Here is a 12192-nt window from a genome sequence, read left to right as displayed (position 1 = left end):
AACATGTCATTTTCATTAAAAGTTAAAAACGAAGTATGTAAGTATACAGACATAAGTAAAGAAGAAGCAGTTGCTATTTTGTCAGCAATGATGAAAGTAAGCGGAACTTTACTTTTTACTAATAAACAATTTAATTTTAAGATAACTACAGAAAATCCAGCAATAGCTAGATTAGTATTTAAACTTTTAAAAGAATATTTTGAGATACATACAGAGATTATGGTTAAAAAGAATAACTCCTTAAAGAAAAATAACGTATATATGATTGTTATATCAGAAGAAAAAGGAGTAAAATCATTATTAAAAGAAGTAGGTCTTATAAAAGAAAATATAAATGTTTTTAGTTTAAATTATAAAATATCTAAAGAAGTTATTAAATCAGATGCTTGTAAAAGAAGTTATATAAGAGGAGCTTTTTTAGGTGGAGGAAGTATAAGTAATCCTGAAAAAACTTATCATTTAGAATTTGTAACTCATAATAAAGATTATGCAGTAGATTTATGTAGTTTAATAAACTCATATGATTTAAATTCTAAAGTTATAAAGAGAAAAAATAGTTATATAATCTATCTTAAAGAAGGAGAGCAGATAGTAGATCTATTAAATATTATTGGAGCCCACTCTTCTTTATTGCAACTAGAAAATGTTAGAATAATGAAGGAAATGAGAAACAATGTTAATAGGCTAGTTAACTGTGAAACTGCTAATTTAAGTAAAACAGTTAATGCAGCAGTTAGGCAAGTTGAAAGTATAAAATTAATAGAAAAAGAAATAGGTCTTAGTAGATTACCTAAAAATTTAAGAGAAGTTGCAGAATTAAGGATTAAATATCCTAATGAATCTTTAAAAGAATTAGGGAAAATGCTAAATCCTCCCGTTGGAAAATCAGGGGCTAATCATAGACTTAGAAGAATAGAGAAGATAGCAGAAGAATTAAAAAACGGAATTTAGCCATTTGAATTTGACTTATATAACATAAAAAGCCACTATGTTTTTCTCATGGTGGTTTTGTGTTTATATGCTATAGGTTAATGATAGATAATAGTTTATATTATACAGAGGAAAATTAAAATATTAAAAATAGATAGAAAGTTTATAAATTTATTAGGTTAAAGTAAAAATTTATAATTAGTATATTTCTTAAAAGTGATTACAATATTTATAAAAGGATGATTATATATGGAACAAGAGAAAAATGAATACAATTGGGTAAGTTTACATCAACATACTGAGTATTCTTTACTAGATTGTTCTGCTAAAGTATCCAGTATAATATCTAGAGCTAAAGAGCTTGGAATGAAAAGTATAGCAATAACAGATCATGGAGTTATGTATGGTTGTGTAGAATTTTATAAAAAAGCTATAGCTGAAGGTATAAAGCCTATAATAGGATGTGAAGTATATGTTGCAGAAAAATCTAAAGATATAAAGCAAAATGATAGAGAAAATGGAACATATCATTTAGTTCTATTAGTAAAGAATGAAACTGGATATAATAATTTAATGGAAATAGTGTCAAGTGCATCTATAGATGGGTTTTATTATAAGCCTAGAACAGATCATGAGTTTTTAAAAGAGCATAGTGAAGGATTAATAGCTCTTAGTGCTTGTTTAGGTGGAGAGATTCAATCACATATATTAAAAGGTAATAAGGAAAAAGCAAAGAATACAGCTCTTTTTTATAAAGATATATTTAAAGATAGCTTTTATTTAGAACTTCAATATCACGGTATTGAGGATCAATTAAAAGTAAATGAAGAGCTAGTTAAAATGTCAAAGGAGCTAGATATACCTTTAGTTGCAACTAATGACGTTCATTACATAAAGAAGGAAGATTACAAATCTCATGACATTTTATTATGTATACAGACTGGTAAAACTGTTGATGAAGAAAATAGAATGAGATATCCATCAGACCAATTTTATTTAAAATCACCAGAAGAGATGCATGAAATGTTTTCCTATGTTCCTGAAGCTTTAGAAAATACAGTTAAAATAGCTGAAGAATGCAATTTTGATTATAATTTTCATGATTCTAAGCTTCCTAGATTTCCTTTAAAAGAAGGTACAGACCCTTATGAATATCTTAAAGATTTATGTTATGAAGGATTAAGAGAAAGATACAGGGATATAACAGAGGAACTTACTAAAAGATTAGAATATGAGCTTTCCATAATAAAGACTATGGGATATGTTGATTATTTTCTTATAGTTTGGGATTTTATAAGATTTGCAACAGAAAATAAAATTATGACAGGACCAGGTAGAGGTTCTGGGGCAGGGTCTATAGTTGCATATACTTTAGGAATAACTAAGATAGATCCTATTAAATATAATCTTATATTTGAAAGATTTTTAAATCCAGAACGTGTTTCTATGCCAGATATAGATAGTGATTTTTGTTATGAAAGAAGAGGAGAGGTTATAGATTATGTTGTTAGGAAATATGGAGCTGACAATGTATCTCAAATAATAACCTTTGGAACTATGGCAGCTAGAGCCTGCATAAGAGATGTAGGAAGAGCAATGAATTATTCATATGCTGAAGTTGATAGAATAGCTAAAATGATTCCAACAGTTTTAAATATAACTATAAATAAAGGGATTGAAACTAATCCAGAACTTAAAGATGCCTATGAAAATGAAGAAAGAGTAAAAGAACTTCTAGATGTTGCTATAGCTTTAGAAGGACTTCCAAGACATACATCTACCCATGCAGCAGGAGTTGTAATAGCTTCTAAACCTTTAGTTAACTATGTTCCACTTCAAAAGAACGAAGATAGTATAGTTACTCAGTTTACTATGGGTACTTTAGAAGAACTAGGGCTTTTAAAAATGGATTTTTTAGGCCTTAGAACTTTAACTGTAATGAGAGATGCAGTTTCTATGGTAAAAGAAAATAAAAATAAAATTATAGATTTAGATAAAATAGATTTCTCTGATAAAGAAGTTTATAAAATGATAGGAGAAGGTAAAACCGTTGGAATATTCCAATTAGAATCACCAGGAATGACTTCTTTTATGAAAGATTTAAAACCAGATTCCCTTGAGGATATAATAGCGGGAATAAGTTTATATAGACCAGGCCCTATGTCAGAAATACCAAGATATATAGAAAATAAGAAAAATCCAGAAGATATAGAGTATGATGCTCCTCAGCTTAAAAATATACTAGGAGTTACATATGGTTGTATTGTATACCAAGAACAAGTAATGCAGATAGTAAGAGATTTAGCTGGCTATTCTATGGGGCGAAGTGACCTTGTAAGACGTGCCATGTCTAAGAAAAAACATGCTGTAATGGAGCAGGAAAGAAAAAACTTTATATATGGAAATAAAGAAGAGGGTATAAAAGGATGTATAAACAATGGTATAGATGAGAAGGTTTCTAATAATCTTTTTGATTTAATGATGGATTTTGCATCTTACGCCTTTAATAAATCTCATGCAGCAGCCTATGCAGTTGTAGCCTTTCAGACAGCTTACTTAATGAGGTATTATCCTACAGAATATATGGCGGCTATGTTAAACAGTGTTAAAGGAGATAGTACAAAAGTAGCCTTTTATACAAGATTTGCTGAGAAATTAGGTATTGAGATTGTTCCTCCTAATATAAATGAAAGTTATGCTAAATTTAGAGTTAAAGGGAATAAAATAATTTTTGGACTTACTGCAGTTAAAAATGTAGGAGAAAAAGCAGTAGAACATGTAGTTCAGATTAGACGTGAAAAATCAAAGTTTTTAGATTTAATAGATTTTTTCAATAAAGTAGATATATCACTTATAAATAAAAGATTTATAGAAAGTCTTATAAAAGCAGGAGCATTTGATTGCTTTAGTATATATAGATCTAGATTATTAGCTGTCTATGAAAAGATAATGGATGGTATGTATAATCAAAAGAAGAAAAATATAAAGGGACAAATAAATTTCTTTTCTAATATGGATAACAAAAATGATTTGAAAATTCAATATCCAAATATAAAAGAATTTAATAAAAAATATTTATTAGCTATGGAAAAAGAAATGACAGGAATATATTTTTCTGGTCATCCTTTAGAAGAATATGAAAAAACATTAAAGATGCAAACTTCAATAAAGATATCAGATATTATTTCTGAAGAACTTTTAGAAGATGGTATGATAGAAAATGAATTTAATGTAAGAGATGGAGATAAAGTAATAGTAGGAGGAATAATAAATACTGTAAAGAAAAAAATTACTAGAAGAAATGATATGATGGCTTTTATAGAATTAGAAGATTTATATGCTAGTATAGAAGTAATAGTATTTCCAAATATACTTAAAAAAGCTAATGAATTAATTAATGAAGATGAGGTTATTTTATTATATGGTAAAGTAAGTTTAAGAGAAGAAGAGCAACCTAAAATAATATGTGAGAAGATAGAGCCTTTGGTTAATATAGATAGTGAGAAACTATATATACTTGTTCAGGATAGAAAAGAAATGAAAGAAAGGCTTAATGAAGTTAAAAGTTTGTTTTTACAAAATAAAGGTAATATGCCAGTATATTTTTGTACAAAAAAGGATAGAAAAAAATTTAGATTAGATAGAAACTTATGGATAGAAGATAATGTGGATTTTCTAAGTTCATTAAGAAGTATATTTGGAGAAAATAATATAAAAATAATATAAACATATAAAAATAAATGAATAATTTTTTAATTTAATAGAAAAATATTAAGAGGAAGATATATATTTAAGAGTTTCTTTTAATATTTTTTTTCTTATTAATTTAACATGTACATAATAATTAAAGGGTATAATAATTAAAGAGTGAAACAATGTTTTGAAAAGGATATAAGTTCTATTTAACACTAAATTATGGCACTTGAATTTTGTATAAAAAAAAATCATATTATGTTATAATTAAAAACATAATGGAATTAGATTTGTTTATAATTGTAATATATGCGGGACAACATACGTCCCGCCGGTCATAGGAGGTATTTAGCATGAGGAAAATAGCTGTGTTAACAAGTGGAGGAGATGCTCCAGGAATGAATGCTGCAATAAGAGCAGTAGTAAGAACAGGAATCGAAAAAGGATTAAAAGTTATGGGCATTCAAAGAGGGTATAATGGACTAATTAATGGTGAAATTTTTGAAATGGACACTCATAGTGTTTCAGACATTATACAAAGAGGTGGAACAATATTAAGAACTGCTAGATGTGAAGAGTTTAAGACAGAAGAAGGTAGAAAAAAAGCTGCTGGAATATTAAAAGCTTTTGGAATTGATGGACTAGTAGTTATAGGTGGAGATGGTTCTTTCCATGGAGCTCAACTTTTATCTAAATTAGGAATAAACACTATAGGATTACCAGGAACTATAGACAATGACTTAGCTTATACAGATTATACTATAGGATTTGATACATCTATAAATACAGTATTAGATTCTATAAATAAACTAAGAGATACATCAACTTCTCACGAAAGAGCTAGTGTAGTAGAAGTTATGGGTAGAAATTGTGGAGATATAGCATTATACGCTGGTGTAGCTGGTGGAGCAGAAAGTATAATTACTCCAGAAAAAGGTTATGATAAGGACGAATTATGTAAGAACATTTTAGAAGGAAAATTAAGAGGAAAAATGCATAACCTAATATTATTAGCTGAAGGCGTTGGTGGTGCTAATGAATTAGCTAAATATATAGAAGAAGTTACAGGAATAGAAACAAGAGCTACAATTTTAGGACATATACAAAGAGGTGGAAGTCCAACTTGTATGGATAGAATTTTAGCTTCTAGAATGGCATATAAAGCTGTTGAACTACTAATAGACGGTAAATCATCAAGAGTAATAGGAATTAAAAATGGAAAAATAGTAGATTTAGATATAGACGAAGCTTTAGCAATAGAAAGAAGCTTTGATGAAAGATTATATGAAATATCATCAGTATTATCTTACTAATATATAAACATAGTATTATTTGAGGAGGAATCTTTATATGCAAAAAACTAAAATGATTTTCACTATAGGACCTGCAAGTTCTAGTGAAGAAGTTGTATCTAAACTTATGGAAGCAGGTATGAATGTATCTAGACATAATTTTTCTCACGGGGATCATCCAGAACATAAAGAAAGAATGATGATGATAAAAAAATTAAGAGAAAAACTTAATAAACCAATAGCTATTATGCTAGACACTAAAGGACCAGAAATTAGAACAGGTGATTTTTCAAAAAAGAAAGTTGAATTAGAAGAAGGATCAAAATTCACTGTATATTGTGATGAAGACATAGTAGGTGATGAAACAAAATGTTCTATTACTTACAAAGATTTATATAAAGATGTAGTTCCAGGTAATAAAATACTAATAGACGATGGATTAGTAGAATTAGAAGTTGAATCTATAGAAGATAATAAAATACATACTGTTGTTAAAAATTCAGGCGTTGTTTCAAATCATAAAGGAGTTAATGTTCCAGGAGTATCTATTTCACTTCCAGCAGTTACAGAAAAAGATATAGATGATTTGAAATTTGGTTGTGAAGTAGGAGTAGATTTAATAAGTGCTTCTTTTATAAGAAAAGCATCAGATGTTTTAGCTATAAGAAAGATATTAGAAGAAAATGGCGGAAATGATATACAAATAATATCTAAGGTAGAAAATCAAGAAGGCGTAGAAAATATTGATGAAATAATTAAATTTTCTGATGGAATAATGGTAGCTAGAGGAGACATGGGTGTAGAAATTCCAATAGAAGAAGTACCAATAATACAAAAAAGAATAATCGAAAAATGTAATAAAGCAGGAAAACCTGTAATTACAGCTACTCAAATGCTTGATTCAATGATAAGAAACCCAAGACCTACTAGAGCAGAAGCATCAGACATAGCTAATGCTATATTTGATGGAACAGATGCTATAATGTTAAGTGGAGAATCTGCAAATGGAAAATATCCAGTAGAAGCAGCTCAAACTATGTCAAGAATAGCACAATCTGCAGAAGAAAAATTAAATTATGAAGAAATATTAAAGAAAAAAAGAGAAGATCATACAATAAATGTTCCTAATGCTATAAGCGTTGCTACTTGTTCAACAGCTTCAGGATTAAATGCAACAGCAATAATTACAGCAACACAAAGTGGTCACACTGCAAGAATGGTATCTAAATATAGACCTAAATGTCCTATAATTGCAGTAACACCTAATGAAAAAGTTGCTAGAAAATTAGCATTAAATTGGGGCGTAGTTCCTACATTAACTGAAAAATTCACTTCAACTGATGAATTAATAGAAAGATCAGTTAGTATATCTTTAAATGCAGGATATATTAAAAAAGGTGATTTAGTAGTTATAGCTGCTGGAATACCAGTATCTTGTTCAGGAACTACTAATATGCTTAAAGTTCATATAGTTGGAGATATACTTACTCAAGGTAGAGGATCAGGAAACAGACCAACATACGGAAATATAAAAGTAGTTGATAGCCCTAAAGATGCTGAAAAAAATGTTGAAAAAGATGATATCTTAGTAGTTAAAAACTTAGATAGAAACTATATAAATGTTTTAGACAGAGTAGCAGGTATAATTGCAGAAGAAGGTGGTATAACATCTCACTTAGCTGTAGAATGTATAGCAAGAGATATACCATTTGTATGTAGTGCAGGAGATGCTACAAAAGTATTAAAAACAGGAACATATGTTACTGTAGATACAAGAAGAGGAATTGTATATAGCGGAAGAGCTAATATAGTTTAATATACTAAAAATAAGGATGACTAAAATGGTCATCCTTATTTTTTTCTAATGAAACTTGATTTTAAATTAGTAGTGTGATAATTTATAGTGCAAGGTATTCAAATAATAGGTTTTTATTTAAATAGTTAAGGGGAGTGGAAAAATGATATACAAGGAGCTAGGAAAAACTGGCCTGAAAGTTTCTACTGTTGGATTTGGAGGAATAACAATACAAAGAATAGATTCAAAGAAAGCCTCTAAAGTTATACATAAAGCAGAGGAACTAGGAATTAATTTCATTGATAGTGCAAGAGGGTATACTGTATCAGAAGAATATGTTGGTAAAGCTCTAGAAGGTAGAAGAGATAAATGGATAATAGCTACTAAATCTATGGCTAGAGATGAAAAAGGAATGATAGAAGAAACAAATACAAGCTTTAAAAATTTAAAGACTTCATATATAGATTTATACCAATTTCATAATGTTAAAACTATGGAAGACTATAATAAAATTTTAAGTGAAGATGGGGCATATAAAGTATTATTAAAGTTAAAAGAAGAAGGCAAGATAGGTCATATTGGAATAACGTCTCATAGTTTAGATGTATTAAAAATAGCTGTAGAAAGTGGTAAGTTTGAAACAATAATGTACCCTTATAATGTGGTAGAGAGACAAGGAGAAGAATTATTTAAAAGAGCTAAGGAATTAAACATTGGAGTTATAGATATGAAACCTATGGCAGGTGGAGCACTTAGAAATGGAACTTTAGCTTTGAGATATATATTAAGTAATGAAAATATAACAACTGCTATACCAGGAATGGTAACAGAAGAAGAAGTTATAGAAAATGCAGCTTGCTGTAAAGAAAAAATTATATTAGATGAAAAGGAAAAGGAAAAAGCAGATAACATATTAAAGGAATTAGGAACTGAGTTTTGTAGAAGATGTGGATACTGTGCTCCTTGTACAAAAGGTATAGATATTCCTTCTGTATTTGTTTTTGAAGCATATAAGACTAGATATGGTTTAGAAGATTGGGCTAAAGATAGATATTTTAATATGAAATTTACAGCAAAAGATTGTATAGGATGTGGAGTATGTGAAGAAAGATGTCCATATAATTTACCTATAAGAAAGATGCTAAAAAGAGTTAAAAAAGAATTTAATGAATAATTTCAATGATATTTTAATATATTTTAATATAATATTGTAAAAAGTGTAGTAAATAATGTATAATAAAATGATGCATGTCTAAAATTATTAATAGGAAATAATAGGCAACTGATCTTCTCTAGGGCACCGTAAAGGTGCTTTTTTTTTATTCCTTTAAAATTATAAATTTTATTAATATATAATTTTACTTTTAAATTCTCTATCAATAGATGTATAATATAACTTAAAATTATTTATTTGATAAAATATTCATATTTAGTAAATTATTTAAGGTTATAGGAGGAATCTATGTGCAGGTAGATATAAATAAAATTGTAAGCAAATTTAATTTAAATGATATAGAAGAGAAAATACTTGTTTATGTTATTGAAAACATAAAGGATATAAAAAAATTAGGTGTAAGAGGACTTGCAGAAAAGCATTATACATCTACAACTACTATTATGAATTTGGCAAAAAAGTTAGGATATTCTGGATTCTTAGATATGTATTATAATTTGAATTTTATGCTTAAAAACAAAAATGAGTATATTTTAAAAAGTAATAATAAATATAGTGGTATAGATTTAGATGAATTATTATCTTTAATAAGTTATAAAGACGTAGAGAAGTTTATAACTTTGTTAAAAGACAATAAAAATGAGGTTATATATACTTTAGGACAAGGATTTTCTATAGGAATAGTTCAGTATATAACTAAAAAATTAGTAGGTTTAGGTTTTAAATGTATATATTCAGATTCATATGAAAGCTATGATGTTAATCCTATAAAGGGAAAGATATTAATAACTATTTCTAAGTCTGGCGAAACAGATTTTTTAATAAAGAATGGAATATCAGCTAAGAATAATGGAATAAAATTAATATCATTTACTGGAGATAGTGAAAATACATTAGGAAAGATATCAGATATAAATTTTAAAATATATGATATGCATACTATGGATGATAGAAATAAACTTTCTAATTCATTTTTTCCTAATATATTGATGCTATTTGAATTTTTAATAGGAGAATATTTAGAAAAAATAGAGTAGCATTATTATAAAATAAAAAATAAATTCTATTTTATTAATATTTAAAAATTGTTTTAAGAATAAAAAACTATAAATGGATAGATAATAAAAACAATAACTATTAATAGAATAGGAGGAGTATAGATGGAAGGAAAGTTAACTTGTAGTGCAGAAAATTGTGTTCATAATATAAATGGTTTTTGTAATGCTAATAGTATAGAAGTTGAAGGGGAAAAATCAAATTCAACTTCTGAAACTCAGTGTAAAACTTTTGCATCTAAAGGAGTAATAAATTCTATGAGTAAAGTTGCAAATACTAATCTTGTAGGTGGTTTTAAACAGGTTTTTACTAATGAATCTGTAGAAATGAGTCCTCATATTAATTGTGAAGCATATAATTGTGTATATAATACTGATAGAATATGTACTGCAAAAAATATTCAGATAGATGGAGAGTCAGCAGATACTAGCGGTGAAACTCAATGTGAAACTTTTAAAAAAGAATAAATATATAAATTATTAAATTATAAACAAACTAATTCTATCCACATTTATAACATAAAACTTATTTATTTATGTTATAAATGTGGATATTTTTAAATTAACAATTGAAATTATTAATTATTATTTTGCATTTAATATATACTCTTTTGCAAGGGATGTAATCTTATCAAATTCTTTTTTTTCAATAAGATTTTTATCAACTAATTTTCCGCCTACACCAACACCTACGGCACCTGCATTTAAAAAGTCTTTAATATTATCTTTATTAACTCCACCAACTGCTAATAATGGAATATGAGAAAGAGGAGCTTTTAATGCTTTAATATATTGAGATCCTAAATTTGCTACAGGGAATACTTTTACAAAATCAGCACCTAATTCATATGCTTGGCAAATTTCAGAAGCAGAAAATGCTCCTGGCATAGATACTAATCCTAGTTGTTTAGTGTATTCAATAACATCTTTGTTAACATTAGGAGAAATAATATATTTTGCACCTGCTCTAGCTGCAAGGTTAACTTGTTCTTTGGTTAGAACCGTTCCTGCACCTACTAATACTTTACCTTCAAAATATTTTGCTATAGATTGAATAGCTTCTGTTGTTTTATTAAAACTTTGGGGATCATTTTGATTGAAAGTAACTTCTATCATAGTGATTCCACCTTTATATAAGGCTTTTGCAAGTGAAATACATATACTAGGTTCACAACCTCTTATGATGGCTATAATTTTCTCTTTATGTACTCTTTCTATAATAGATTCATTCATAATACATACCTCTATTCTTTTTAGTTTTGTAATTAGAAAAAGTAATTAGGAAAGGTAAATTTATTTATAAATTTCGTATATAGGAAACATTATACATAAATACAAAAACAGTATAACCTTATTTTCAAAATGAGTCAATAAAAAGTAAATATAATAGCAAAATATATTTTTCATCTCATATATTGACACAATAAATATAAGGTGATAAGATGAATTTGTAATTAGGAATAAGTTTCGTATATAGGAAAGGTGAGAAGATGAGTACAAATCATAAACCAACTTTAAGAGTTTTATCAGTAATAGAGGCTATTGCTTTGAAAAAAGATGGATATAAATTATCCGAGCTTTCTAAATTATTAAATATTCCAATAGGTACATTGTCACCTATTATTCATACATTAAAGGAAAAAAAATACTTAAGTTATAATCAATTATCACAGCAATATTGTACAGGAATTAAATTACTTGAAATAGGAAGTAGTTATATTAAAAATTCTAATCGTTATGATGATGTTATTGAAGTTATTGAAACTATTGTAGATGAATGTGGAGAGACTTGTCATTTTGGTGTTTTAGATGAAGGAGATATTTTATATATTGCTAAAGTAGATTCAGACCAAGCAGTACGTTTACATTCTGCTATAGGAAAGACTATTCCAGCTTATGGTACTGCCATTGGAAAAGCGTTATTAAAAGATTATTCTATGGAGGAATTACAAGAATTATATCCAGCGGGATTAAAGCCACTTACACCATATACTATTACAGATTTTGATATACTTTATAATCAACTACAGAATATAAAAGAATCTGGATTTGCTTACGAATGTGAAGAATCTAATGAATCTATTAGATGTATTGCTAAATCAATTTATAAAAATGGTAAAGTAGCTGCGGCTTTAAGTGTTGCAGTACCTATATTTAGATATAGTGAAGAAAAAAGAAAGCTTATAGAGCAAGTATTAACAGAGGGAGCAAAGACTATCGAAAAATTAATCTTATATTTAACGATTTAATTTT

The 12192-nt window shown here is 27.5% G+C and carries 9 protein-coding genes; 8 read left to right on the top strand and 1 reads right to left on the bottom strand.

Annotation, left to right across the window (positions count from 1 at the left end; all coding sequences use genetic code 11):
- The first annotated feature begins 3 nt into the window (after nt 1-3).
- From whiA to ABDZ71_RS02540, 7 genes are all read left to right on the top strand, one after another.
- Nucleotides 4-951, top strand: coding sequence for a DNA-binding protein WhiA (gene whiA, locus ABDZ71_RS02570; RefSeq protein ID WP_343758548.1), 948 nt, complete (start codon nt 4-6; stop codon nt 949-951).
- 228 nt (nt 952-1179) lie between these two features.
- Nucleotides 1180-4656: a DNA polymerase III subunit alpha gene (locus ABDZ71_RS02565; RefSeq protein ID WP_343758546.1), complete on the top strand. Its 3477-nt coding sequence runs from the start codon at nt 1180-1182 to the stop codon at nt 4654-4656.
- 320 nt (nt 4657-4976) lie between these two features.
- Nucleotides 4977-5936, top strand: coding sequence for a 6-phosphofructokinase (gene pfkA / locus ABDZ71_RS02560; protein WP_343758544.1), 960 nt, complete (start codon nt 4977-4979; stop codon nt 5934-5936).
- A 37-nt stretch (nt 5937-5973) separates the two neighbouring features.
- Nucleotides 5974-7731, top strand: a complete 1758-nt coding sequence (gene pyk / locus ABDZ71_RS02555; protein WP_343758542.1) for a pyruvate kinase — start codon at nt 5974-5976, stop codon at nt 7729-7731.
- 142 nt (nt 7732-7873) lie between these two features.
- Nucleotides 7874-8884, top strand: coding sequence for an aldo/keto reductase (locus ABDZ71_RS02550; protein ID WP_343758540.1), 1011 nt, complete (start codon nt 7874-7876; stop codon nt 8882-8884).
- 290 nt (nt 8885-9174) lie between these two features.
- Nucleotides 9175-9921 (top strand): MurR/RpiR family transcriptional regulator, encoded by a 747-nt coding sequence (locus ABDZ71_RS02545; protein WP_343758538.1) that lies wholly within the window; start codon nt 9175-9177, stop codon nt 9919-9921.
- Nucleotides 9922-10044: 123 nt separating this feature from the next.
- Nucleotides 10045-10407 carry a DUF1540 domain-containing protein gene (locus tag ABDZ71_RS02540; protein ID WP_343758536.1) on the top strand — a complete coding sequence of 121 codons (363 nt, stop codon included), beginning with the start codon at nt 10045-10047 and terminating at the stop codon, nt 10405-10407.
- Between the two features lie 117 nt (nt 10408-10524).
- Here the strand turns inward: ABDZ71_RS02540 and ABDZ71_RS02535 are convergent, their stop codons facing one another.
- Nucleotides 10525-11172 (bottom strand): bifunctional 4-hydroxy-2-oxoglutarate aldolase/2-dehydro-3-deoxy-phosphogluconate aldolase, encoded by a 648-nt coding sequence (locus ABDZ71_RS02535; RefSeq protein WP_343758534.1) that lies wholly within the window; start codon nt 11170-11172, stop codon nt 10525-10527.
- Nucleotides 11173-11429: 257 nt separating this feature from the next.
- Here ABDZ71_RS02535 and ABDZ71_RS02530 point away from each other — a divergent pair, with 257 nt between their 5' ends.
- A complete protein-coding gene (locus ABDZ71_RS02530) occupies nt 11430-12188 on the top strand; it encodes an IclR family transcriptional regulator (RefSeq protein ID WP_343758532.1) in 759 nt (252 codons plus the stop codon).
- The last annotated feature ends 4 nt before the right edge of the window (nt 12189-12192 follow it).

The sequence above is a fragment of the Clostridium oceanicum genome (assembly GCF_039521385.1).
Lineage (GTDB): Bacteria > Bacillota > Clostridia > Clostridiales > Clostridiaceae > Clostridium_F > Clostridium_F oceanicum.
The sequence above is the reverse complement of the archived record's forward strand: the minus strand, read 5'-3'. Positions and strand labels throughout refer to the sequence as shown.

Excerpts from the sequence above, each read along its gene's own strand:
- ABDZ71_RS02535 (WP_343758534.1), bottom strand. The coding sequence starts at position 11,172 with ATGAATGAATCTATTATAGAAAGAGTACATAAAGAGAAAATTATAGCC.
- ABDZ71_RS02530 (WP_343758532.1), top strand. The coding sequence starts at position 11,430 with ATGAGTACAAATCATAAACCAACTTTAAGAGTTTTATCAGTAATAGAG.
- ABDZ71_RS02550 (WP_343758540.1), top strand. The coding sequence starts at position 7,874 with ATGATATACAAGGAGCTAGGAAAAACTGGCCTGAAAGTTTCTACTGTT.
- pyk (WP_343758542.1), top strand. The coding sequence starts at position 5,974 with ATGCAAAAAACTAAAATGATTTTCACTATAGGACCTGCAAGTTCTAGT.
- whiA (WP_343758548.1), top strand. The coding sequence starts at position 4 with ATGTCATTTTCATTAAAAGTTAAAAACGAAGTATGTAAGTATACAGAC.
- ABDZ71_RS02565 (WP_343758546.1), top strand. The coding sequence starts at position 1,180 with ATGGAACAAGAGAAAAATGAATACAATTGGGTAAGTTTACATCAACAT.
- ABDZ71_RS02540 (WP_343758536.1), top strand. The coding sequence starts at position 10,045 with ATGGAAGGAAAGTTAACTTGTAGTGCAGAAAATTGTGTTCATAATATA.
- pfkA (WP_343758544.1), top strand. The coding sequence starts at position 4,977 with ATGAGGAAAATAGCTGTGTTAACAAGTGGAGGAGATGCTCCAGGAATG.